24 protein-coding genes are annotated in these 22722 nt (G+C 52.7%); 18 read left to right on the plus strand and 6 right to left on the minus strand.

The genetic code is table 11. From position 1 onward, the window contains the following. Positions 1-196: 196 nt before the first annotated feature. From ACQ0MK_RS05180 to ACQ0MK_RS05190, 3 genes are all read left to right on the plus strand, one after another. Positions 197-1096: an OmpA family protein gene (locus ACQ0MK_RS05180; RefSeq protein ID WP_430475111.1), complete on the plus strand. Its 900-nt coding sequence runs from the start codon at positions 197-199 to the stop codon at positions 1094-1096. A gap of 170 nt (positions 1097-1266) precedes the next feature. After that, positions 1267-1911, plus strand: coding sequence for a hypothetical protein (locus tag ACQ0MK_RS05185; RefSeq protein ID WP_430475112.1), 645 nt, complete (start codon positions 1267-1269; stop codon positions 1909-1911). A gap of 102 nt (positions 1912-2013) precedes the next feature. Then, positions 2014-3242, plus strand: a protein-coding gene (locus ACQ0MK_RS05190; RefSeq protein WP_430475113.1) for an IS3 family transposase whose coding sequence is annotated in 2 segments (ribosomal slippage) — positions 2014-2368 and positions 2368-3242 — 1230 coding nt in all. Because the reading frame shifts where the segments join, the coding sequence is not laid out codon by codon here. A gap of 65 nt (positions 3243-3307) precedes the next feature. Here ACQ0MK_RS05190 and ACQ0MK_RS05195 read toward each other — a convergent pair. Next, positions 3308-3730 (minus strand): CoA-binding protein, encoded by a 423-nt coding sequence (locus tag ACQ0MK_RS05195; protein ID WP_430475114.1) that lies wholly within the window; start codon positions 3728-3730, stop codon positions 3308-3310. Between the two features lie 192 nt (positions 3731-3922). Between ACQ0MK_RS05195 and ACQ0MK_RS05200 the strand changes: the two genes are divergently transcribed. Next, positions 3923-4804, plus strand: a complete 882-nt coding sequence (locus ACQ0MK_RS05200; RefSeq protein WP_430475115.1) for a sulfite oxidase heme-binding subunit YedZ — start codon at positions 3923-3925, stop codon at positions 4802-4804. Here the strand turns inward: ACQ0MK_RS05200 and ACQ0MK_RS05205 are convergent. Beyond that, on the minus strand, positions 4776-5411 hold the full coding sequence (locus tag ACQ0MK_RS05205) for a LysE family translocator (RefSeq protein ID WP_430475116.1): 636 nt from the start codon (positions 5409-5411) through the stop codon (positions 4776-4778). The two genes, ACQ0MK_RS05200 and ACQ0MK_RS05205, sit on opposite strands and share 29 nt — an antisense overlap. A gap of 106 nt (positions 5412-5517) precedes the next feature. Continuing rightward, positions 5518-6312, minus strand: a complete 795-nt coding sequence (locus ACQ0MK_RS05210) for an enoyl-CoA hydratase (protein WP_430475117.1) — start codon at positions 6310-6312, stop codon at positions 5518-5520. 169 nt (positions 6313-6481) lie between these two features. Here ACQ0MK_RS05210 and ACQ0MK_RS05215 point away from each other — a divergent pair, with 169 nt between their 5' ends. From ACQ0MK_RS05215 to argC, 8 genes are all read left to right on the plus strand, one after another. Next, positions 6482-7357 carry a hypothetical protein gene (locus tag ACQ0MK_RS05215; protein ID WP_430475118.1) on the plus strand — a complete coding sequence of 292 codons (876 nt, stop codon included), beginning with the start codon at positions 6482-6484 and terminating at the stop codon, positions 7355-7357. Between the two features lie 364 nt (positions 7358-7721). Continuing rightward, positions 7722-8009 carry a hypothetical protein gene (locus ACQ0MK_RS05220; RefSeq protein WP_350042575.1) on the plus strand — a complete coding sequence of 96 codons (288 nt, stop codon included), beginning with the start codon at positions 7722-7724 and terminating at the stop codon, positions 8007-8009. A 204-nt stretch (positions 8010-8213) separates the two neighbouring features. After that, positions 8214-8654, plus strand: coding sequence for a PaaI family thioesterase (locus ACQ0MK_RS05225; protein ID WP_430475119.1), 441 nt, complete (start codon positions 8214-8216; stop codon positions 8652-8654). 155 nt (positions 8655-8809) lie between these two features. Further along, positions 8810-9277, plus strand: coding sequence for a 50S ribosomal protein L13 (gene rplM, locus ACQ0MK_RS05230; RefSeq protein WP_350042577.1), 468 nt, complete (start codon positions 8810-8812; stop codon positions 9275-9277). Continuing rightward, positions 9277-9768 (plus strand): 30S ribosomal protein S9, encoded by a 492-nt coding sequence (gene rpsI, locus ACQ0MK_RS05235; RefSeq protein WP_430475120.1) that lies wholly within the window; start codon positions 9277-9279, stop codon positions 9766-9768. Before rplM ends, rpsI begins: the two co-directional genes overlap by 1 nt. Positions 9769-9892: 124 nt before the next feature. After that, positions 9893-10792, plus strand: coding sequence for a GNAT family N-acetyltransferase (locus ACQ0MK_RS05240; protein WP_430475121.1), 900 nt, complete (start codon positions 9893-9895; stop codon positions 10790-10792). A gap of 96 nt (positions 10793-10888) precedes the next feature. Then, on the plus strand, positions 10889-12175 hold the full coding sequence (locus ACQ0MK_RS05245) for a hypothetical protein (RefSeq protein ID WP_430475122.1): 1287 nt from the start codon (positions 10889-10891) through the stop codon (positions 12173-12175). 161 nt (positions 12176-12336) lie between these two features. Next, positions 12337-13383, plus strand: coding sequence for an N-acetyl-gamma-glutamyl-phosphate reductase (gene argC, locus ACQ0MK_RS05250; protein WP_430475123.1), 1047 nt, complete (start codon positions 12337-12339; stop codon positions 13381-13383). 61 nt (positions 13384-13444) lie between these two features. Here argC and ACQ0MK_RS05255 read toward each other — a convergent pair whose 3' ends face one another. Further along, the gene (locus ACQ0MK_RS05255; protein ID WP_430475124.1) at positions 13445-14848 is read right to left on the minus strand and encodes a PLP-dependent aminotransferase family protein; all 1404 of its coding nucleotides are present in this window, start codon (positions 14846-14848) and stop codon (positions 13445-13447) included. A 100-nt stretch (positions 14849-14948) separates the two neighbouring features. Between ACQ0MK_RS05255 and ACQ0MK_RS05260 the strand changes: the two genes are divergently transcribed. Further along, positions 14949-15845 carry a DMT family transporter gene (locus ACQ0MK_RS05260; protein ID WP_430476004.1) on the plus strand — a complete coding sequence of 299 codons (897 nt, stop codon included), beginning with the start codon at positions 14949-14951 and terminating at the stop codon, positions 15843-15845. 575 nt (positions 15846-16420) lie between these two features. Here ACQ0MK_RS05260 and ACQ0MK_RS05265 read toward each other — a convergent pair. Continuing rightward, positions 16421-16717, minus strand: coding sequence for a hypothetical protein (locus tag ACQ0MK_RS05265; protein ID WP_430475125.1), 297 nt, complete (start codon positions 16715-16717; stop codon positions 16421-16423). A 141-nt stretch (positions 16718-16858) separates the two neighbouring features. On the opposite strand from ACQ0MK_RS05265, the gene ACQ0MK_RS05270 reads away from it, so the two are divergent. The 4 genes from ACQ0MK_RS05270 to ACQ0MK_RS05285 all read left to right on the plus strand — a co-directional run bounded on the left by ACQ0MK_RS05270 (position 16859) and on the right by ACQ0MK_RS05285 (position 20793). Further along, positions 16859-17395, plus strand: coding sequence for a gamma carbonic anhydrase family protein (locus ACQ0MK_RS05270; protein WP_350046133.1), 537 nt, complete (start codon positions 16859-16861; stop codon positions 17393-17395). Positions 17396-17536: 141 nt separating this feature from the next. Continuing rightward, positions 17537-18352 (plus strand): substrate-binding periplasmic protein, encoded by an 816-nt coding sequence (locus ACQ0MK_RS05275; protein WP_430475126.1) that lies wholly within the window; start codon positions 17537-17539, stop codon positions 18350-18352. 117 nt (positions 18353-18469) lie between these two features. Next, positions 18470-19369: a DMT family transporter gene (locus tag ACQ0MK_RS05280; RefSeq protein ID WP_430475127.1), complete on the plus strand. Its 900-nt coding sequence runs from the start codon at positions 18470-18472 to the stop codon at positions 19367-19369. 125 nt (positions 19370-19494) lie between these two features. Next, a complete protein-coding gene (locus ACQ0MK_RS05285; protein ID WP_430475128.1) occupies positions 19495-20793 on the plus strand; it encodes a cytochrome-c peroxidase in 1299 nt (432 codons plus the stop codon). 34 nt (positions 20794-20827) lie between these two features. On the opposite strand, the gene ACQ0MK_RS05290 is transcribed toward ACQ0MK_RS05285, so the two are convergent. After that, positions 20828-21790 (minus strand): NAD(P)-dependent oxidoreductase, encoded by a 963-nt coding sequence (locus ACQ0MK_RS05290; protein ID WP_430475129.1) that lies wholly within the window; start codon positions 21788-21790, stop codon positions 20828-20830. Positions 21791-21816: 26 nt separating this feature from the next. On the opposite strand from ACQ0MK_RS05290, the gene ACQ0MK_RS05295 reads away from it, so the two are divergent. Next, a complete protein-coding gene (locus tag ACQ0MK_RS05295) occupies positions 21817-22677 on the plus strand; it encodes a hypothetical protein (protein WP_430475130.1) in 861 nt (286 codons plus the stop codon). The last annotated feature ends 45 nt before the right edge of the window (positions 22678-22722 follow it).

Below are 22722 nucleotides of genomic sequence, written 5' to 3' on the forward strand. Positions count from 1 at the left end.
TAGTGATTGCTACTTATACGTCAGTATGGAACAATAAGCATTGCAGGTTTAGGCGTCCTTGAAAAGTGTGCAAGGATAACCAATTCATTGTAGGGTATGGAACAAAATACGTTTTGGATCGTTTAGAGACATAATCTCACCATCTTTGGTGATAAAGTATTATCCGAATAACAACCTTAACGACAGGGGTTAAGACATGCAGCTTCGTCCGTCTCTTCTTTGTGCTCTTGGTGGCGTTGCCCTCCTGAGCGCATGTAGCAGTGTAGATAATTCCGGTACCGCTCTTGGCTATGGTGGTAACCCGCTGACCTATAGCAGCTCGGTTTCCTCAGCAATGGCTGGTCAGGAACCAACCACTGCATTCGGTAAAGCGCTGAAAGCTGAGTATATTGCTTATGCACAGCGTGAAGCCGATGAGTGGTACGATTACTTTGATGCCGATTTCTTTGCGAAGAAAGCAGGCAAAGTAGCCACTGACGAAAATATTCTTCCAGAAGATCCGGCCAACTGGCGTTTCGATGCTGAAGAAATCGCACAGAAACGTTCAGTTCGTGATGAGCTGATTGCGTTGCTGGACGATGGAAAGCGCGAAGAAAAGCCTGATACAGCAGCGATTGCGCAGGCACGCTTTGATTGCTGGGTCGAGGAAAGCGAAGAAGGTTGGCAGACTGAGCTGATCAGCCAGTGCTGGAAAGACTTCGAAGCAGCAATGGCAGAGCTTCGTGCTGTAGAACCAGAGCCGATGGCAGCGCCAATTGTTGCAAAAGAAGCCCGTTTGTTCACGATCTTCTTTGACTTTGACAGTGTTGCAATCACACCGGTTTCCGAGCGTGTTCTTGACGCCGCTGCTGAACAGTGGGCTTCGAGCATGGGCGATGTTTCCATCGTTGGTCACGCCGATGCATCCGGTTCGGCTGCATATAACCTGAAACTGTCTGAGCGTCGTGCTGCGGCTGCTTTGGGTCAGTTGACCAACCGTGGCATCAAAGGTGACATGATCGGTAGTGACGCAGTCGGTGAAGGCGAACTTCTTATCCCGACTCCGGATGGGGTTCGTGAGCCGCGTAACCGTCGTGTGACGATTTCGGTCGATTAATCACCGTCATTTACCAAATCTTTGGCAACGAGGTGGCATTATGCCACCTCGTTGTTTTTATATGTGCTTTTGTCTAAGGCAGATATTTTCGCAGTAATTGCAGTTGAATTTCGTTTCAAACCGCATAATGTCTGCTTGGTATTGATATATAAAGTGAGAGGCGGGGACACATGATGAAGGCCATCAAGACGGTCTTTTTACGGCGCGCAGGGGGCGTCGTACTTGCACTGGCAGTTGGGTTGATCACGCTGACACCAGCGGCCCAATCGGCGGATATTACGCCGGTTGTACCATTTGAAAAATACTTCGCTGATCAGCGTGGCGATGGCAAGTATCTCCGTTTCAATGCATTTTCCGGTGACATCCCCGGTAAGCGTATCAAGGCGCTTTTGCGGTCCGGCCAGGTTATTGGTGACCGTGTTCTTCTTGCAGAAGATGTCGCTGTGTATTTCCCCGATGGTTATATCGTTCAATCCCAGACCCGGTTTGGAAAATACATTCCGAAAGCCGGCGTTCATCCTGGTGGTATTGCGAACCGCGACCATTTGATGGAAAATCCGCGTTATGCGTTGGTGAGCCGGTTTGATTCGATTTTGGGCCGCGAATGCGCCCGAACCGAATATGCCAATGGTTTTGCCGCCCTTCGGATTAAACCTGATGGTGTCCTGTCGCTGGTTCTTGAAACGTCAGGCATGTTTGATGCGCTTGTTGATGAACATACCACGACCTATAGCGTGACCAGTGCGGTTCAATCGGTGTTTATTGGTAATCAGGGCTTGATGCCGGAACTCATCGCGAAATGCGGACGCGGTTAAGATCTGCGGACATCTAGAAAGCAAGAAGGCACCGAAATTTCGGTGCCTTTTATTTTGTCTGTGTCTCGTCCTGAAATACGTTGTCACCCATAGGAGACGACAATGTCTAGTTCAGGCACAGAGCGGCGTACGCGCACACAATGTGATTACAACATGGGCTTTAAATTATCGGTTGTTGATCAGGTTGAAAAAGGCGAGCTGACCTATAAACAGGCGCAGGATCGTTATGGCATTCAGGGAAGAAGTACGGTCCTGAACTGGCTACGCAAACATGGTAAGTTTGACTGGTCCACAACGAGGCACAGTGCCATGTCGAAATCAGAAGAAACCCCGGAACAAAAGATCAAGCGGCTTGAAAAGGAACTTGAAGATGAGCGGATCCGCATCATGGTCCTTGATGGCATGATCACGATCATGGATGAGGAATACGGAGCAGGCCTGCGAAAAAAGTATTTATCCGAACTGCAAGAACATTACAGGCGCAAGGCAAAGTCAGTCTGAGTGAAAGCTGTCGTTGCTTTGGTCTGTCGAGGCAATCGGTTTACCAATTGCTGCAACGTCGTCGGCAACGACAGTTGGAGCTTGAGCCTCTGCGGGTCTGTGTGATGCGTCTACGCCAGAAAATGCCCCGGCTCGGTGCGCGCAAGCTCTATTATCTGCTGGCCGATGATTTGCGTCGTCTTGGGATCAAGCTGGGACGGGATGGCTTGTTTGACTGGCTCAGAGAGCATCGCTTGCTGGTTCGGCCCCGCAAGAATTTCACCAGGACAACCAACAGTCGGCACTGGATGAGAAAGCATCCCAACCTGTTGACCGAGCGTAAGCCCGTTCGCCCTGAGGAGGTGTTTGTCAGCGACATCACCTATGTCGAAACAGATCAGGGGGTCCATTACCTGTCTCTGGTCACCGATGCCTTCTCGCGTAAAATCATGGGACATGTTCTCAGTCATGAAATGAAAGCATCCGACGTGGTCAAGGCCCTGAAACAGGCGGTGCGCAACCGGATGACAACCCATCCCCTGATCCATCATTCTGACCGGGGGCTGCAATATTGTTCCGGGCTTTATCAATCGGTATTGAAGAACAACAACATCACCGCGTCGATGACCGATGGATATGATTGCTATCAGAATGCTTTGGCCGAGCGGGTGAACGGAATTCTCAAACAGGAATTCCTGGTTCATCGCTGCAAAACGTTTGAAGATCTCAGACAACTGGTCAAGGAAGCTGTGCAGACTTATAATACAGTGAGACCGCACCTCGCTCTGGCTATGCAAACGTCAGATCAAGTGCATCAAAAAGCCAGCGGAATATATCCGCTGGCTCCATGAAAAATCGTCAACTTATTTTAGGACGGCACACTGAATGTCGGCTGTGGATTGCGTGGGGGCAGATTTTAAAAAATCCGCGGGATTTCAATGGCAGGGCAGCGATCCATCACCGCGATCAGTCCATGCCGCTGTGCCTTGGCAGCCGCATCGGGATTGATCACGCCAAGCTGCATCCAGACCGATTTGGCACCTATGGCAATGGCGTCATCAACCACACCGGCGGCATCGTCGCTGTTGCGAAAGATATCAACCATATCGACCGGTTCGGTTATGTCGGAAAGTTGGGCAACGACGGTTTGACCATGGATTTTATTGCCCGCCTGACCCGGATTGACCGGAATGACATGGTATCCGCGACCCAGCAGAAACTTCATAACGCCGTTTGACGGGCGTTCCGGTTTGGGGCTTGCGCCAACCAGCGCGATTGTTTTGGTCGTTTCCAGCAATTGCTTTAACTGTAGATCATCGGGATTTTCAAACTGTGTCATCTGTTCCATCCATGTTGGGGCGCATTATATATGGATAGTTATATGATTGCCGATTGATCGCAACTCTGATCCGTTGGGATCAGCCTCTGATGAGCCAGCCCTCGCGGAAAGTTGATGGCAAGTTTAAATGACGCGGGCACTCAAATGCGCTTTGTGTAAGATAGAAATCTAAACTTTATAGGCTGCTTTTGCATGTATCCATGGCTTGATCCGTCCGGACGCTTTTCTGTTTTCAAGCTGACCGTTTTTGTCGCGCTGCTGATACCCGGGGCCTTTTTGCTGTGGCCGGTGATTTTAGAGGGTGGGGCGACAATTCCGGTTAAGGAAGCGATCCTTCAAAGCGGCGATTGGACCATCCGAATTTTGCTGATCACGCTTTTGATCACGCCGTTGCGGCGGATCACCCGGTTTTCAAAACTGGTGCAAGTCCGCCGTCAGGTCGGGGTGGCGGCATTTTGCTATGTGATTATTCATTTCGCCCTTTATGCCATCAGCCAGAATCTTGATGTGGTGCGGATCGCAAGCGAGATCGTCTTGCGCATCTATCTGACCATCGGGTTCGTGGCCTTGTTGGGATTGGCGGTTTTGGCCGCGACATCGACCAAGTCTGCGATGCGCAAGCTTGGGGCCAAATGGACGAAGCTTCATAAGATCGTCTATCCGATCGCCATTCTGGGTGTTGTGCATTTCTTCATGCAGTCCAAAATCGATGTCAGCGAAGCAACCCTGATGGCCGGATTGTTTGTGACCTTGATGCTGTATCGCTTTGCCCATTGGCGTGGCTGGTCCCTGCGGTCCGTAACGACATTGCTGGGAATTGCGATTGTTGCCGGTTTAAGCACGGCAGGCATTGAATATGCGTGGTATGCGCTGGCAACCGGTGTTCCGGCAGATCGGGTGGCCTCGGCCAATCTGGAATGGATGTGGCCAATGCGTCCGGCCTGGAATGTTTTCCTAAGCGGGATTGGCATGATCATTGTCTGTCAGTTCGGGCGCGATGGCGTAGGCCGTGTGTTGATTGGCAATGTCATGACCAGTGTACGGTTTAAACCGCAGCACTCGCGCGCCGAGTAAGGGCGGTTAGCAACCCGGCACCAATCATAACCCCACCCCCGATACGCGTCAGGCGGCGCATGGCAGACGGATTGCGGAACCGTTCGCGCAAGGCGGCCGCCATGATCGCCCAGATCGTTACATTGATCGCAGCCAGAATGACAAAGGTTGCGGTCATAATGATGAACTGGGGCAGAAGCGGGCTGTTTGCGGTGACAAATTGCGGCACGAACGCAATGAAAAACACGATCCCCTTGGGGTTCAATGCGGTAACAACGTAAGCCTGCAGGAACATGCGCGACGGGCGGTTGCGTTTTGCATCCGGGTTATCTTCAAGCGCGCCGGGCTTTTCACGCCACATCTTCACGCCGAGATAAATCAGATAACCGGCCCCGACCAGCTTCAGCACGGTAAAGGCTTCGGCCGAGGTCGCAAGAAGCGCACCCGCACCGGCCAGCGATATCGTCATCGCGGTTAAATCCCCCAGCGCAACCCCCGGAACGGTGGCCCAGGCCGTTTGGCGACCTTTGCCCAGTGCGTAACTGACAACAAGCATGATTGTCGGGCCGGGAATGGCCAGAACAATGGTGCATGCAAGGGCAAAAGCAAGCCAGATTTCAATGGGCATGGTGCGCTCCGTAGAATGGGTTATCTCAACACATTGACGTAAGTCACCCGGTTTACAAAGCGGGTGAGAGTTTTGGTGATCGGGAAGAGGGTCGATATTTCACAGTCTACTCATGACGCCATGTCGGGTGGCGTTTTTCAACAAAGGCACCGATCCCTTCGCGGGCATCGTGTTTTTGCATATTGTCGGTCATGACACCCGAAGCATAGGGATAGGCATCCGACAGCGGCATTTCGAGTTGGCGGTAAAAGGCCTGCTTGCCAAGCTGAACCGTCATGCCCGACCGTGCTGCAATACCTGCCGCAAGGGCACTGGTGGCATCTTCAAGTGTGTCATCCGAAACGACATCGGAAACCAATCCCATCGAAAAGGCGGTTTCGGCATTGATCGGGTCGCCGGTCAGCAACATCCGCATCGCATGTTTGCGCGCGATGTTACGGCTGAGGGCGACCATCGGGGTCGAACAAAACAGGCCGATATTGACCCCAGGTGTGGCGAATTTTGCCGACTGGCTGGCAACCGCCAAGTCACAACTGGCGACAAGCTGACATCCGGCCGCTGTTGCCATTCCGCGAACGCGTGCAATGACCGGTTGGGGCAGGGTGACGATCCGCATCATCAGGGCACTACATTGGGCAAACAGGGCTGCGTGCTGATCACACTGGGAAATGCCGTTCATTTCCTTAAGGTCATGACCGGCACAAAAGACCGGGCCTTCGGCGGCAAGAATGACGCATCGAATGGTGCTGTCATCGGCGATGGCATCAAAAGCGCTATGAAGGGCGGCCATCATTGCACCCGAAAGCGCATTGCGACGTTCCGGGTTGTTCAGGGTCACTGTGGCGCAGCCATTATCATCGGTGCGGATGACAAGGGGCTTTTCTGTGTCAGTCGCGGTCATATTGTATCCTCCCGTCTGCCCGTATGGGGGCAGCGTTTTTTATTTTCTTCTACCAACTGACGTAGTAGAATTGCACGCAAGGGGTTAAGTCAAGAAAACCCTATGCAAGTACAGCGTTGGGCGGTGCCGTAAACGGTATGTGCGTTATAATTCGACCAAGTGGTTGTGGATGAGCGAAAATCATACGCGGAAGCCCGGACGGGCACCGGGGCGTTTTGTTTCTACCCGGGCAGTTCTGGAATCCACCAAGCCAGTAAAACCTGTGCGGGCAACGCCGATCAAGCGTTTTGACCGCAAAGATGTTATGGAACGTGATCTGGAAAGATACCGTGCCGAGGCACGTGCGCGTTTGCTGCAAAACGGGTTCGATATTCCGCCATTTCTGATGCCAAAGCCCAAACCTTCTGAAGATGAACTTGAGGGTGACGAGGATCCGGTGATGGATCCGGATGCGCAGCGTGAAATTCGAAGTGCTGTGATGGCGGGGCCGAAACCGGCACCACTGGCGCGTAGTGGTAGTGCATCTTCTGGTGGTTTCTCTGGAAGTAACGGGGAGGGTGCCAAGCCAAGCCGCCATGTTCATGTGCAAGCCAAATCGCAGGGGGGTGGTACTGCGCCGACAGCACAGTCTGCTGCCGTTGCCCGGGAAAAAACGGCCTATGAAGAATATGTTGAAAGCCTGAACGGGGCGCCGAGATTGCTTGATAGCGTGGGCGATGATCGTGACAGTTCGGGCAAGAGCGAGACGGGCGATATCAAAGGCCGCGTTGATGACTTCAAAGAAAAAGAAGCTCGCCAGTCCCGGATTGACTTGCCGGAAAATACGTCAAACTGGGCGGCACGTGACGCACTTGATGAAAAACGTAGTGCGATGCTTGCAAAGCAGGAGAAAGCCCGGGCAAAGACGACCACGCGGAACAACAGCGCGCCCCTAAACTGGAACAAGATAATTGCACGTTTTGCCGCATATATGATTGCGGCCGTGGCGGTGGGATATGTTTTGGTTCTGACCGTGAATGAATTTTCGTCGATTTTGGGTAACTAGAGTCCAGTTCATAGATCGAAACAGGGCAGACGAGGTTGCGGCCTCTTGTACCAATCTCTTGACGTATCCTTGCCGAACCCGTGCCACAATCCCCATATAAACAATCGTGGAAGCGCAGTGTTTTGGGCTTTCGAGGTGGTTGTATGGGGAATGGCAGCCTGAAGATGAAAAAGGAACGCTTGGTTTGCTAATTCGCCAAAACAAGCGAGACCATCAAGAATGACTAAAACGGGGTTGTGCGCGTAAGACCAGACGACAAGGGGGCGTCATGATCAGGATATGCAGGTAGGCATATCAAGAGAATGGCGGACGTTTTGTGTTTACCCTTGTTGCAGGAGGCAGTGCTTGACGCTGTTATATCGCCATGATGCGTGACGAAAATGGTCAGGAAGACCACCAACCTGTTTATCTTCCAGAAAACCGACATCACTGGGCATCCAATGATGAAGTCGGAAAGCCCGCGGTTGATCTTACCCGCGGGCCCGTTCATATGCGCTTCAAGCGCAAAACGAAGACCGGACCCACATTGTCGGCCGGGGAATGGATGCGAGAAAACCTGCCGCAAATCGGATCAACAGCAATTGTCGTGATTGTGGTTCTGTGTGTGGTGGTCGCCCTTTATACCGACTTGGCCGGGATTGTTTTGAGATGACCCCGTTTAAAGAGTGATGAGGGTTTGCGGGGACAGTGTTTTGCCGTCTGGGCCCGCCAAACGAGGACTATAGATTATCGTCAGGTGTATGAATTTGGGCCGGAGTGGCGCAAATTATTGACGTTAACGTAAACGTTATGTCAGGCTGTCTTCCTGTATGAAAGATGCTGCATCAAAGCAGCACCCATGGGAGGCCAACCAATAATGACCAAGTCACAGACCCGGAGCGGGATAACGTCGGCGGATTTTGACGCCATCATGCGCGAAAAAGTCCCGTTCGTTGGCGATATGGGGGTGATGACCGAAAGTCTGGAAAATGACACCGCCATATTGCGGTTGCCGTTCAATGAACGATATCTTCGGCCGGGAAATGTGGTGTGCGGGCCCGCGATCTTTGGGCTTGCCGATATCGCCCTTTATGCTGTGGCGTGGTTGGTCGTGCCGCAAGCTGACCTTGCCGTGACAACCGAGGCCACCGTGCATTTCCTGTCAGGCGCCAAGCCCGGGGATCTGATTGCCGAGGCAAAGATATTAAAGGCGGGCAGGCGGCTGTTGATTGCGGAATGCCATATTCGATCCTGCGTTGATAACAGTCTGTGTGCGCATGTGATCGGGACTTACGCGATGCCACCGGCAGAAAAATAATCGAAAATCGTGTGGTAAAATAATACCGCTTTACATAAGTTATTGATTTATAACGAAATATTCCTGTTGTTTTCTTGTTGAATGCTGGCATAATGCGCCGACTTTCAACGAGGGACGTTTCCCTCCGTGGAACCCAGTTTTCGAGTATAGAAATAATGAAAACCTTCACTGCGACACCGAGCGACATCGAGCGCAAATGGTTCGTGGTCGACGCTGAAGACGTCGTCCTTGGCCGCCTTGCTGCTGTTGTTGCCAACCGTCTTCGTGGTAAGCATAAAGCTATGTTTACCCCGCACATGGATTGTGGCGATCACATCGTCATCGTCAATGCCGAAAAAGTCAAATTGACTGGCCGTAAACTTCAGAACAAGAAGTTTTACTGGCACACCGGTTATCCGGGCGGCATCAAAGAACGCACCATGGACAAGCTCCTCAATGGTGAGCACCCGGAACGTGTGATCATCAAAGCTGTTGAGCGTATGATGTCCCGTGGTCCGCTGCGTAGCCAGGTTCTTTCCAAGTTGCACGTTTATGCCGGTACCGAGCATCCGCATGATGCTCAGCAGCCTGCAGTACTCGACGTTGCGGCTATGAACGAAAAGAATAAGCGGAGTGCTAAGTAATGGCCGAAACTAAAACTCTTGAAGATCTCAAGGATCTGGCACAGGGCGGCGAAACCGTTTCTGCAGCAGCAGAAGGCACCTTGCCGGAGCCGAAGATCGACGCACAGGGCCGTTCCTATGCAACTGGCCGTCGTAAGAACGCAATTGCACGTGTCTGGATTAAACCGGGCTCAGGCAAAGTCACCGTCAATGGCCGCGAATTCGAGGATTACTTCGGTCGTCCGGTTCTGCGCATGGTGATCAACCAGCCGTTCGGCGCTGCTGATCGTAAAGACCAGTTTGACGTTGTTTGCACCGTTAACGGTGGTGGCCTTTCTGGTCAGGCCGGTGCCGTTCGTCACGGTATCTCGCGCGCTCTGATCACTTATGAGCCAGCACTGCGTCCTGCACTTAAGTCCGGTGGGTTCCTCACCCGTGACTCCCGTGCAGTTGAACGTAAGAAATATGGTCGCGCTAAAGCCCGTCGTAGCTTCCAGTTCTCGAAGCGCTAAACCGGCACGCTTACGCAATACGCGATTTCAAGATGGCCCGCTGGTTCAGCGGGCCATCTTTTTTTGTGTCTTTTTCCCAGATAAGGCACTGCTTAACCCCCCCGATTTGAAAGGGACCACCGATATGCAGTACAGAAAGCTGCGCGACGCTGACCTTGATGCCGCAACCGTATTCCTTGCCAATCATGCTGCCACCAGCATGATCCTGCGCGGGAATTTGCGAACTGTCGGTATCGAGCGACGTCGTCATCCGCTTTCTGGAAGCTATTTTGGTGAAGTGGCCGAAGATGGTGCGATCAGTGCGGTCATTGCGCAGTTTGGAAATGGTAATGTCTTTGTCCAATCGGGCGATCATGGAACCATCCCGGCTGACCTGACAAAGGCATTTTCGGCTGATCCTCTTGGTCCAGTTGCCGGTGTGTTTGGGGATGCCGATCAGGCCGCCGATATGCTGGATCAGCTTGGTCTTCTCGATGCGGAATTCAATATCAATGCGTCGGATATTCTTTATCAGCTCAGACTTTCTGATCTGATCGTGCCGGTGAATGCGCGGGCCGACGATTTTCAGATGGTTGATGCAAACCAGGTTGATCGCAGCACCTTGTTGCGGTGGTTGCGCGCCTATGAAATCGAAGCTTTGGGCGCGCAAGACACCCCCGGACTTGATAGCAAAATCGCATCGCGTCTGGTGCATGCCCTTGATGCGCGCAATTTGTGGGCGTTGATTGTCGATGGCAAGCCGGTCAGTCTTTCGGGTTTCAATGCCCAATTGCCTGATATGGTTCAGGTCGGACCGGTCTGGACCCCGCCAGAACATCGATCAAATGGTTATGCCCGTATTCTGGTGGCAAAGACCCTGCTTGCCATACGATCGCGCGGGGTTGCGAATGCAATCTTGTCAACAGATAGCGAAGCCGCGGCAAAGGCGTATGAGGCGCTTGGTTTTAGCAAGATCGGGCGCTATCGCTTGGCCCTTTTGAAAACCCCGGTTAAGCTTGCGCAGATGCTTGAAACCCAACCTTAAACCGGATCGGGGCCTGCTTTGATACGCAGCCTGTTATCGTGTGTGATTGCCAAATTGTTCCTGCCAACGGTTCTGATCGTTTTGGCAGGAACAAGTATGCCTGCGTCTTTGTTTGGTGGTGCATGGGCGCAAGGTGAACGTATTGATCTTTCGCAGGTTCTTTATCGGTTTGAAAATCGTGCCTTGAACCTTGGGCGATATGGCACGGTGGCGACCTTTCAGCAAAAGTTGTTTGTGCAGGCATCGCAGTGTGCATCCAAACCGGCAAATAGTTATGGTCGGGCGGATGGTATTGTCGGGGGCAAAACACGCCAGGCCATTGTCGATCTGCAACCATGCCTGAATTCTGCCGTGCGGGCCGCGGTCGGGGCGGAAAGTTATGGGGCGATTACGGTTGGGCTGTGGCGGTTGTTGATGCCCGCCAACATGCCGCCGCCCGATGCGATTGAACGGGCCAATCATTTGACCTTTGCCCTTGAGGGCACGGATTACGACGTTATTCAGTTCAATTTTTGCCAGTCGAAAAACCCGCGCAGTAGTAAGACGTTTCTGGAAGGTGATCCGTATTGCCATACCAACGATCCGCGCGCCTATTTGACATGGGGGCCGCGTGGAGCAACGGCAGGGGCCGGGGCAGAAATTCAACAGATATTATTTGCCGCTGAACGGGCCAATCCCGGATTGCTTAGCACGGTTTTTGGGCCCTTTACCGAAGACATGCACAGACTGGCGCTTGGCAATAATGATGCGGCCTTTGATGTGCTGTGTGCGATCTGGGTCGATGATCAAAACCGCAACGAATTTTCACGGCGGTTTGCCGCCTATGGCGCCCGGCCGGAAGTGCAGGCATCCTATCGCCGGGTGTATGATGCTGCCAATGCCGATGGCGGCAAGATAGCGCGATTTTTCAAACTGTATAATGCTATAAAACCAGTCATAAAACGTGATCCGACCGAAATTGATCTGGCATTTTTCATTGACCGCGCAACCCATGGATCCGTCCCGCCCGGCGATATCAGCCAACTGGTCGACCGCATGACCAAATTCGCAAGCCGGACGCGGGATGCGCCAAGTCCGGGGGAGCTGCGCAAACAGCTTGCCGCCTGGCTGCCAAGCCATCATAAATATAATGACCGTCTGGCCCGCGATGCGATTTTCTTGGTTGATGACCCGGATGTTGTGGTGTCCGATGCCCATCGACGAATGTGGTTGCATCGATCCGGCCTGAAGGCCAGTGATTTTGGCCTGTCTGATCGGCGATATGTCGCGGGATACCCGGTTGCTGCCCCGACCGGGTATGAGAAAATCGAAAAATTCTATACCGTGCTGCCCGAAGACAAACGGGCTTGTCCATCCACAGTTCGGCGTGCGCGCAAGCCATAACCGGGTGTCAATGTACCGTATGTTGAAAACGCATGGGGACATTGCGGTTTATCAGGGATATTTGTCGTCTAATAGCTTGCATCTGATGGGCTTGTTTGCCAACATCCGCCCGTTATCAATGCCTGCAAACTTGCGGGTGAGCCTTTAGGAGCAAGATTTAAATGAGTGACGTTAAGGTCAAAGTCGGAATTCTCGGTGCCAGTGGCTATACCGGGGCGGAATTGGTTCGTATTCTTGCGCACCATGCTGCCGCGGAAATCACCCTGTTGACCGCAGACCGACGCGCCGGACGTCCTTTCGGGGAAGTTTTCCCGCATCTTGCCCATATTGATCTGCCAACCATGATCAAGATTGACGATGCCGACTGGTCGACAGTTGATCTGATTTTCTGTGCGCTGCCGCATGGCACGACGCAAGAAGTGATTGCCGGTTTGCCGGATCATGTAAAGGTCGTCGATTTGTCGGCCGATTTCCGCCTGTTTGATGCCGCGACCTATAAAGAATGGTACGGGGCGGAGCATGTCGCACAGGATTTGCAGAAAGAAGTGGTCTATGGCCTGACCGAACTGCACCGTGAAAAGATCAAATCAGCGCGTATTGTTGCCAATCCGGGCTGCTATCCAACCCCGGTGCAGCTGGCCCTGACCCCGCTTCTGGAAAGCAAACTGGTGCATGCCGATGACATCATCATTGATGCCAAATCCGGCGTAACCGGTGCGGGGCGTTCGCCCAAGGAAATGACCCTTTATGCCGAAGTGACTGAAGGCATTCATGCCTATGGTACGGGCGGGCATCGCCATGCGCCTGAAATCGAACAGGGCTTGGCATGGGCGTCGGGGCAGGATGTGGTTGTGAACTTTTCGCCGCATCTGATGCCAATGAGTCGCGGTATTCTGGAATCCATCTATGTCAAAATGACCTATGGCACCACGGCCGAAGACATTCAGGCAGCATTGGCAAAACGGTTTGCCAATGAGCCGTTTGTCCGCGTTTTGCCATTTGGTGTGACGCCGCAAACCCGCCATGTGCGCGGATCGAATTACGTTTTGATGGGCGTGGTCAAGGACCGCGTTCCGGGCCGCGTGATCATTGTTGCGGTTGAAGATAACCTTGTAAAAGGCGCATCGGGTCAGGCCGTTCAGAACATGAATGTCATGCTGGGTCTGCCAGAAACCATGGGGCTTGAGATCGAACCACTGTTCCCATAGGCCTCAAGACACCATCCAAAGAGTTGAAAAGGCGCAACCAGAATTGGTTTTGCGCCTTTTCTTATGGCTTCATCGCGCGTTCGAGAACCTCAAACACCTTGGGGTTTTCACATTGTGCGACGTTAAACCGCATCAGGTTGCCTGCCGATTGCGACAGGCTAAAAACGTTGCCGGGGGCCAGAACGATGCCTTCGGCCAAGGCAACGCGTGCGGTTTGTGCCGCATCAATGCCATCGGGCAAGCGGCACCACAGGAAAAGACCTGCATCGGGCATGATTTCTGGCGTGATGCCAAGGGATTGGAGGCGGTTTGCTATTGTGGTCATGCTTTTTGCCAGCCGGTCCCGGAGGCCCACCATATGTTTGCGATAGGTGCCGTCTTTTAAGACCGCGTGGATCAGTTCAGGGGCCAGATTGCCACTTGAAAAACCGGTTGCGATTTTAAGGTCGGTAAGCCCGTCGATCCAGTCGGTGGAGGCAGCGATATATCCGCATCGTATTGAGGCCGAAAGTGTTTTGGAAAAACTTCCGATATGGATCACCCGGTCTATCCCGCCAAGTGCAGCAAGGCGGGGTGCAGGCGTGTTTTCAAAATCGGCAAAGATATCGTCTTCGATCACGATCAGATCATGTTGTTCGGCAATTTTAAGAACACGATGCGCAACATTGGGCGAAAGTGACGCCCCGGTCGGATTATGCAGCCCGGAATTGGTGATATAAAGACGGGGCTTTTCGCGGGCGACAACGTTTGCAAAGGCATCGGGATCGGGGCCGTTTTGCGTAAATGGTACGCTGATGATGTTGGCGCGATGGGCACGGAGCAGGGCCTGAAAATTAAAGTAACACGGATCATCAATCAAAACCGTGTCACCCGGTTCGATCAGAAAGCGACACAGCATATCAATCGCGTGTGTGCCGGACTCGGTTAAGATAATTTGATCGGGACCGGCTTCAATGCCGTGTTGTACCATGCGGCGCGACAATACTTGGCGCAAAGGGGCCAGGCCAAGAGGGGTGCCATAGTCCGTCAGAACGTCATCTTGCGCACGCGACAGATTGCGCAAGGCCTTACGGATGGATGTTTCAGGCATCCAGCTTGGCGGGAGCCACCCACAGCCGGGTTTGAGCATATCGGAGCGTGCATCAAGAGATTGGCGCGATACCCAGAACGGATCAATCGCACGATCAAGTTTAGGGCCGATCTGCGCAATCGAAAGCGGGGCGGTGTGCCCAGATACATAAAACCCCGATCCACGACGTGACTGGATAACGCCATCGGCAACCAGACGGTCATAGGCCTCAACCACGGTTGAATTTGAAACAGACATCTGTTTCGCACAGGCCCGAATGGACGGCAAACGGTCGCCTGACAGAAGGCTTCGCGCATTGATCCGGTCGCGAATGCCCGCCATGACCTGTGTGACGAGGGTGCCGTCCCCGATCATGGTTTTTGCCTGAATAGCCACCACTGTATTGCCTTTGATATGAGTACAGTTTGATCAAATTGTACTTCATTGTGTCTGGTGTCGATCCGGGAGGCAAGCCAAAGATACGCCAACAATCATGATGGAGGCGATAGTGGCAATTGCACGGACAGAAACACAATCACAATCACGCAATGGCTGGATCAGCGGGCTGGTAGGGATTTTGATTTTTAGCGGTTCGTTACCGGCTACCAGAGTTGCGGTTATGGATTTTGATCCGCTTTTTCTAACCGTGGCGCGGGCGACTATTGCCGGTGTGCTGGCCCTTATGATTTTGATTGTATCGAAAACAGCGCGGCCGCGAAAAACCGACCGGGTATCGCTTTTTGTGGTTGCCGGTGGTGTGGTGGTTGGCTTTCCATTGTTAACCGCACTTGCGCTTGAACATATCAGTTCGGCCAGATCAATTGTGTTTATCGGGTTGTTGCCGTTGGCGACGGCCATTTTCGGAATGCTGCGCGGTGGCGAACGGCCAAGCGGCATATTTTGGGTGTTTTCGATCCTTGGAAGCGCCCTTGTTGCAGGCTTTGCCATAAGTGGCAGTGATGCCGGTTCACTGCGTGGTGATCTGTATATGCTGGGCGCGATTGTTGTCTGCGGGCTTGGCTATGCCGAAGGCGGGAAACTTTCGCGCCATATGGGCGGCTGGCAAGTGATCTGCTGGGCACTGGTGATTTCGTTGGTGCCAATGGCGATCCTAAGCGTGGTGATGTTGCCTGACAGTGCCGCCGCTATTGGGTTTCGGGCGTGGATCGGCCTTGGCTATGTATCGGTCTTTAGCATGCTGATCGGGTTTTTCTTCTGGTATCGCGGATTGGCGATTGGCGGGATCGCAGCCGTGGGACAGTTGCAATTGCTGCAACCGTTTTTCGGATTGATGTTGGCATCCTTGATTTTGGCGGAGCCGGTTGGCTGGTCGATGATTGTGGTCACCGTTGGTGTGGTTGCCTGTGTGGCCGGGGCCAAACGGTTTGCATGATCTTTGGTTTTTTAGTCGCTGTGTAAGGGGCGATGGGGGTTTTTGTCAGGCCAGTATTGCTGGTGCAATTGATCGACAAAACCCTCGTCGATAAGGTCTTGCATGATGCGGGCGATTTGATCTCTGCGCGACATCATGAGGGATTTGCGTGAGATTACCATATGTATTTCATTGTCGTGCCCCGTGCGAAACGGTGCCTTGGTGATTGTATCTTAGAGATGATTGCGGCGAATTTAAAAATCTGCGTTGGAGTCTGATCCGACAATGGCATCAAGCCGTTCAACCGCAAGCATACGTAGTAAGATGATTTCACTGCTTGCTTCGAATTTATCCAATGATCTATCGCTGTCAAACGGTTCAAAATAAAGGGAATCGACCACAGCCCCGACTGTCAAATTTTGAAGGTCGCGGTAGTCTTCTATGGAAACAGGGTTGTTGCGGGTGATGTAAAATACCGGCGTTACCTGACTATAGGCGGGTTTGATGTAGAAGGCGTATTCTTCGCGGTCTTCGGTATAGGCAAAGCTGGTCAGGACATCGATATGTCCATCTTCAAGCGTTTTAAGGCAGCGCCGCTACGGACAGGCATAAAGGTGTAGTTCCAGATCCAATCGGTTGGCGACTTCAGTCAGAAGGGCAACATCAATGCCGTGACGCGTGCCATCCTCGTCTTCAATGCCGAAGGGTTCCCATATCGAAAAAGCGGCAACCAGAATCCCGCTTTGTGATCGGACGGGGGATGTTTCCTGAGCCGTTGTTGCATGGATGGAACCAAGTGTGGCAGATATGGCAACAGCCGCTGTGAGAGCTGCATGCGCCAGATATTTCGGGAACAATTTGTGTATGATGTTTGCTGTGATTGATGCAACCATGATCAAGAATTGTTACGACAAGGTTTCCTGATCTGTCATGTTAGAATTTAAATTTCCAAATCAAGGGATGATGTGGCGGTTGATCAAAGCCAATATGCACCCCAAAATATTTGAACACCCATTACGAAAGGTCTTCTGACCATGCGTCTGTCTTATCGCGGGGTAATGCCCACCATCGACGAAACCGCGTTTATCGCCCCGAATGCAACAATCATTGGCGATGTCGAAATCGGTGCCGAAACCGGTATCTGGTTTGGCTGTGTCATTCGCGGTGATGTTCATGAAATCCGGATCGGATCGCGCACTAATATTCAGGACCTGACGATGGTGCATGTCGCCAAGGGCAAATTTGGCACCTATATCGGGGATGACGTTACCATTGGCCATGCGGCGATCATTCATGCCTGCACGCTTGAAGACCGAAGCTTTGTCGGGATGGGCGCAACCGTCATGGATGGGTGCGTGATTGAACAGGGTGGGATGCTGGGTGCCAATGCCTTGCTGGCACCGGGTAAACGCATTCCGGCAGGTGAATTATGGGCCGGGGTTCCGGCGCGCAAAGTGCGTGATCTGACACAGGAAGAAATTGAATTCTTTAAGGTATCTGCGGATCGTTATGCCGATCTTGCGCAGGAATATTGCGTGTCTATTCCTGCCGACCTTAAAGCCAATGGTTAAAAGCTGCGCTGATATGCGGCCTTGAATTCCGTTTGTCGGGTGGGCATGTTTTCAGGCAGGTGCTGGGTCAGTGCTGTCCTTCTACAGAGATGGCAAAAAATTATAAAACGCAGGTTAGAAGATAAACTTGGAAGATTTGGTGTGACGGGGCCTTGGCGGATTTATGTCGGGTTTTGGGTGCTGCTTGGCTTGATCGCGACGGCACATCCGTCATATGCCAACCCCATGCAGACCTGCGAACGCCCTTTGACCGTCCGGGTTTCTGAAACCTATATCCCGTTCAGTTTCAAGAATGAACTAGGTGCTGCTGCTGGTAAGGATGTCGCCTTGATCAGCCAGATTATGGCTGATCTTGGGTGTGAGGTTACGTTCGTATTCTTGCCGTGGAAACGGGCCTTGCTTGAGCTTGAACAGGGACATCTTGATATTCTGCCGTCCGCGTCGATCACCCCTGAGCGGCAAGTTTATGCGCTTTTTTCGCAACCATATCGCAATGAGGTTTCCGGCCTTGTGGTTCGCAAAGAGGATGAGGGGCGGTTTCTTCTCCAAACGATCGATGACATCATTCTCTATGATATGAAACTTGGTCATGTGCGCGGTGCCTATCGCGGGGAATTGTTTGAACAGTTTCAAAAATTGCCCGGTGCACCAATGCAGTTAACAGATGTCAGCATTTCAGAGATCGGCTTTAACCTGTTGCTTAAAAAACGTATCGACGGGCTGGTCGGTATTCCTGCTGTTACCTTGGCACATGCCGAAAGGATGGGAATCGCCGACAACCTGATTGCCCATTCATTTATATTCGGCTCCGACCCAATCCATCTTATGTATTCGCGCAAGTCGATCTCCCAAAAACTGGTGGATCGTATCAATGATGTTTTGACGCAGGCCATCGGGACGTCAGTCTATCAAGACCTTTATGGCCTTGATGCATTGGACGCAATTTCCGAGAACTAAATTGCAGTACGATCTTCTTGCCTGTTTCCCACGCTTGCGTTAGCAAGACCGCCAGTTAATCCGAAAATAACATGCCGCGCGCCACCACGCCGGCCCAGCACGAAACGGACCGGAAAAATGACGCGTTGGCAGGCGAATGCTATGATCGTCTTTGTTGCCCTTATTTGGGGCACGACTTTTGTTGTTCAGCAAACCAGCATGGAAAATATCGGACCGCAATATTTTACGGGTGTCCGTTTCCTGTTGGGGACTTTGGCGGTTTTGCCGTTTGCGCTGCGCGATTTGCGTAGATTAAAAGGTGTTGGCCGTCCGCTTAATCGGATGGACCATGTCGGGCTTCTCGTGCTTGGCGTTTCGATGTATCTCGCCAGTATTTTGCAGCAAATCGGCATCATGCAGACGACAGTAACCAATGCGGCCTTCCTGACCGCGTTTTACGTTCCTGCGGTTCCTGTTCTGGCCTATCTGGTGTTTCGGACCCGTCCGCATTGGTCGGTTTGGCCGGGTGGGGCAATGTGTGTTTACGGCACCTATTTGCTCAGCGGTGGTGATCTTGCAGGGCTCGGAACCGGTGATTTCTGGGTGATGGGCAGTGCATTTTTCTGGGCGACACAGGTTGTCTTGATCGGTGTTATGGTGACACGGACGAACGCACCGGCCTTGGTTGCGGCATCCCAGTTCCTGATTACCGGCATTCTTGGCATGGTGATGGGGGCGTTTACCGAAACGTTCAGCTTTGCCGATATCTATAATGCCGGTTTTGAAATTCTGTATGCCGGGATCATGTCAGCAGGGATCGCCTTTACCCTGCAGGCCGTTGCGCAGAATTACACCGAGGCATCCGATGCGGCGATCATTATGAGTGCCGAGGCGGTTTTTGCCGCAATTGCCGGGGCGTGGTTCCTTGGCGAACGGTTGGCACCGGCGGAATATACCGGATGTGGTGTTATTCTGGCCGCGATCATTGGCGTTCAGCTGATTCCGATGATGCGCCGCAGACCACAGATCGCGGTCTGATGATTGGCCCTGCCATTGACTTTTATCAAGGCAGGGTTCAAGTCTTTCAGTGTAAATGCGTTGCGTTCGCGATAATGTGCTGTACGCGACCTTGCCCATTCAGCGATCAGATCAAAGTGCCTTTCATGCGTCACCCAAGCCACATTTCCCCCGATTTTATCAAGTCGGGCAGCATTGCCCGATTGGTTGTTGCGGCGTCATGCGCCGTGACAATTGGTTTCGGGCTTGGCTATGGGGCAAAAGCCGAAGATCGAACCGATTTTTTAAAGGGACTGCTCGCGCAGTCTGGCAAATCTGTAAATGAAGTTGCCGCCGCATCAGTATCTCCCTTTGCCGATCTAAGTGCTCTGGGTGAGGCGCTTTATTTCGATCCCAACTTGTCGGCCAATCGAACCATGGCCTGTGCGACATGCCATGAACCCTCAACCGCATTCCGTGATCCGCGCATTGATGTTGCGGGGGGCGCATTTTCGCTGGGCGATGATGGCAAAAGTCTTGGGGATCGCAATACGCCAATGGCGGCCTATGCGAAGTTTTCTCCGCCATTTCATGTGCGCGAAGACGGCGTTGCGGTTGGCGGGCAATTCTGGGACGGGCGCGCAGTTGATCTGGCCGAACAGGCCGGGGGACCGCCGCTAAACCCGATTGAAATGGGGATGCCTGATAAGGCTTCTGTGGTGTCCCGATTGCAGGAAGACGAAGATTACGTTGCCGGGTTCAAGGCATTGTTTGGTGACGATGTCTGGTCTGATAGCGATGGTGCGTACGGCGCGATGACACAGGCGATTGCAACCTTTGAACAGGGTGATCAGTTCGCCCCGTTCGATAGCAAATATGACCGGTTTCTACGTGGTGATTATAAAATGACGCCGCAGGAAGAATTGGGGCGGGTTTTGTTTTTCTCGCAGCAATTTACCAACTGCAATACCTGCCACATGCTGAAAACCAGCCCGACGGCAGAAGGCGAAACCTTCACCAATTACGAATTCCACAATATCGGTGTGCCGCGCAATGTTGCGACCCGTCATGCCAATGACAAGGATGTCGATTTCACTGATAACGGATTGCTGGATCATCCGGCCATTGATGACCCGGCCTATCGCGGTAAATACAAAACGCCGTCACTTCGCAATGTCGCGGTGACCGGCCCCTATATGCATAACGGCGTGTTTTCAGAACTTGAAACCGTGGTTCGGTTCTATAACAAGTTCAACAGCAAGGCCAAAGCCAACCAGACCAACCCGGAAACCGGCGAATCCTGGGGCGATGCCGAAGTGCCAGACACCATTTCGCTTGCCGAGCTTGAAGAAGGCGATGCGCTTGATACCAAACGCATCAAAGCCATTGTCGCGTTTTTAAAAACCCTGACCGATGCGCGGTATGAAACGCTTCTGGCAGAACAGGAAGCTGCGGCAAAGAACTAGGGTTCAAACCCTAGTTATTTGCTCGGCTGTTGCCCTAGCTTTTCAGCGTTTCAATCACGGCACTTTGCGCCAGATCGCCAAATCCGTCTTTGGTTGCCTGTGCAAACACATTGAACGCCGCATCGCCGACGGGCAGGGTCATTTTGAATTCTTCGGCCAATTTTAGGGCATAACCCGCATCCTTGGCGCGAAGGGCGGTGGTGAAATGGATGTTTTCAGTGTGATTGCTGCGGACCATGTCAGGCACCGTCATCAGGCCCGATGCGCTGGCGTTGGCACCGATGGTAAATGTTTCTGCCACGATGTTGCCATCCAGCCCCGCACGCTGGGCAACAGCCACCAGTTCGGCAGCAGCGGCGATATGAACCGCACCAAGCAGATTATGCATTAATTTGTAAACCGTGCCGGACCCGATCGGGCCGAAATGAACAATCTTTTTGCCGGTGTCATTCAGGATCGGACGCACGCGATCAAGCACATCGGTGCTCGCCCCGATCAGGAAGATTGTATTACCGGCTTCAATGTCGGACGGAACGCCGGTGACCGGAGAATCGATATAGGGGCAGCCGGCGGCTTCGATCTGTTGTGATAATCCCAAAACAAATTCATGGGACAGGGTAGAACATTCAATTGCCACCGTGCCCTTGGTCATGGCCGCAAGCGCGCCATCATCGCCCAGCCAGACGGCCTGTGCCGCTGCATCATCGGACATAAAGGATATCACAACATCGACATTGCGCGCGGCATCCGCCGGTGTTGCGCAGGCGGTTGCGCCAAGGGCCACAAGCGGTTCAATCTTGGCCGTACTTCTGTTCCAGACCTGAACGGCATAGCCTTTTGACAGAAGGCGTTTGATCATTGCCGCAGCCATGCGGCCGGCACCGAGAAATCCGATTGTTTTGGTCATGATGGGGTTCGTTCCGTATTTTAAATTATGCTTTTGGGCAGCAATTTGCGATTGGCTGTGCCACAATTTGCCATGAATGTAACACGCCAAGCCCTTGAATAAAGGCGATTGTGCATGTGACAGAGCAAAAGCAGGAAAATGACGTGACCGGTATCAAGGCTTATTACGCGGCGGTTCTGGCGGGACTGACCATGCTGTGCCCGTTTGGCGCATCTGCCGATTTTGTGCAAGGCGATCTCAAAGCTGATCCCAGCGGCCAGTTTTATTGCGGTGACGCGATGGAATGGTGCTTTGGTATTGCGCAAACATCGAGCGGTGCAAAGGACAGCGACGCGGTTGATACCCCGGTTCTTCTTGTTTTGCGTGCGGGCAAGGAAGTCACCCGTCAGGAAATCATTCAGCCCAAAAGCAGCGATGATGATGTGGTCAGTTGGCGCAAAACCGGCATTTGGCCGCAATGGGTTCATGACCCCGACAACAGTGGCGCATTCCTGATGGGGATTGTGACGACCACATCGGTTGGATATTCCGGCGGTGGGGCGTCTGTTGCGATGTTGTCGCTGATCCGGGTTGATCCGCAATTGGGAATGCCACCGAAACTCGACATGGTTGCAACATTCCCGTGGGAAGCATCGAAAATGATCAGGGCCTGCTTTAGCGAACAGGACATGATCGATCGCAATCAATTGTGCCATGACACATATGATTTTACGGCGGAGATCACTCCGGTTTCGGATGCGAATGTGGGGGGAGGAACGATGCCGTCACTGCATTATATGGCAGGTGCCAGCAAGTTCCCGCCCAACGCGGATTTGACAACGGACTCAAATACCCGGCCCGTGGACGGCAAACAGACCATGGTGCAAACACCGGACCCGGCATGCCAGTTGGATGCGGTTTTCAGATTTAATATCAATGCGCAAGTATATGATATTGATCTGCCGCTTGAGGGGTGTGAGGCCTATTTGATCCCGTAAAAAAACGCGCTGTGGAAAACACAGCGCGTTTTTTGTGTGTGTGAT

It is taken from the genome of Thalassospira lucentensis, assembly GCF_050516545.1.
Taxonomy (GTDB): Bacteria; Pseudomonadota; Alphaproteobacteria; order Rhodospirillales; family Thalassospiraceae; genus Thalassospira; species Thalassospira lucentensis_C.

What these genes read in the sequence shown, in the direction of transcription:
- ACQ0MK_RS05180 (WP_430475111.1), top strand. Translation starts at nt 197, where the DNA reads ATGCAGCTTCGTCCGTCTCTTCTTTGTGCTCTTGGTGGCGTTGCCCTC.
- ACQ0MK_RS05185 (WP_430475112.1), top strand. Translation starts at nt 1,267, where the DNA reads ATGATGAAGGCCATCAAGACGGTCTTTTTACGGCGCGCAGGGGGCGTC.
- ACQ0MK_RS05195 (WP_430475114.1), bottom strand. Translation starts at nt 3,730, where the DNA reads ATGACACAGTTTGAAAATCCCGATGATCTACAGTTAAAGCAATTGCTG.
- ACQ0MK_RS05200 (WP_430475115.1), top strand. Translation starts at nt 3,923, where the DNA reads ATGTATCCATGGCTTGATCCGTCCGGACGCTTTTCTGTTTTCAAGCTG.
- ACQ0MK_RS05205 (WP_430475116.1), bottom strand. Translation starts at nt 5,411, where the DNA reads ATGCCCATTGAAATCTGGCTTGCTTTTGCCCTTGCATGCACCATTGTT.
- ACQ0MK_RS05210 (WP_430475117.1), bottom strand. Translation starts at nt 6,312, where the DNA reads ATGACCGCGACTGACACAGAAAAGCCCCTTGTCATCCGCACCGATGAT.
- ACQ0MK_RS05215 (WP_430475118.1), top strand. Translation starts at nt 6,482, where the DNA reads ATGAGCGAAAATCATACGCGGAAGCCCGGACGGGCACCGGGGCGTTTT.
- ACQ0MK_RS05220 (WP_350042575.1), top strand. Translation starts at nt 7,722, where the DNA reads ATGATGCGTGACGAAAATGGTCAGGAAGACCACCAACCTGTTTATCTT.
- ACQ0MK_RS05225 (WP_430475119.1), top strand. Translation starts at nt 8,214, where the DNA reads ATGACCAAGTCACAGACCCGGAGCGGGATAACGTCGGCGGATTTTGAC.
- rplM (WP_350042577.1), top strand. Translation starts at nt 8,810, where the DNA reads ATGAAAACCTTCACTGCGACACCGAGCGACATCGAGCGCAAATGGTTC.
- rpsI (WP_430475120.1), top strand. Translation starts at nt 9,277, where the DNA reads ATGGCCGAAACTAAAACTCTTGAAGATCTCAAGGATCTGGCACAGGGC.
- ACQ0MK_RS05240 (WP_430475121.1), top strand. Translation starts at nt 9,893, where the DNA reads ATGCAGTACAGAAAGCTGCGCGACGCTGACCTTGATGCCGCAACCGTA.
- ACQ0MK_RS05245 (WP_430475122.1), top strand. Translation starts at nt 10,889, where the DNA reads ATGCCTGCGTCTTTGTTTGGTGGTGCATGGGCGCAAGGTGAACGTATT.
- argC (WP_430475123.1), top strand. Translation starts at nt 12,337, where the DNA reads ATGAGTGACGTTAAGGTCAAAGTCGGAATTCTCGGTGCCAGTGGCTAT.
- ACQ0MK_RS05260 (WP_430476004.1), top strand. Translation starts at nt 14,949, where the DNA reads ATGGAGGCGATAGTGGCAATTGCACGGACAGAAACACAATCACAATCA.
- ACQ0MK_RS05265 (WP_430475125.1), bottom strand. Translation starts at nt 16,717, where the DNA reads ATGGTTGCATCAATCACAGCAAACATCATACACAAATTGTTCCCGAAA.
- ACQ0MK_RS05270 (WP_350046133.1), top strand. Translation starts at nt 16,859, where the DNA reads ATGCGTCTGTCTTATCGCGGGGTAATGCCCACCATCGACGAAACCGCG.
- ACQ0MK_RS05280 (WP_430475127.1), top strand. Translation starts at nt 18,470, where the DNA reads ATGACGCGTTGGCAGGCGAATGCTATGATCGTCTTTGTTGCCCTTATT.
- ACQ0MK_RS05285 (WP_430475128.1), top strand. Translation starts at nt 19,495, where the DNA reads ATGCGTCACCCAAGCCACATTTCCCCCGATTTTATCAAGTCGGGCAGC.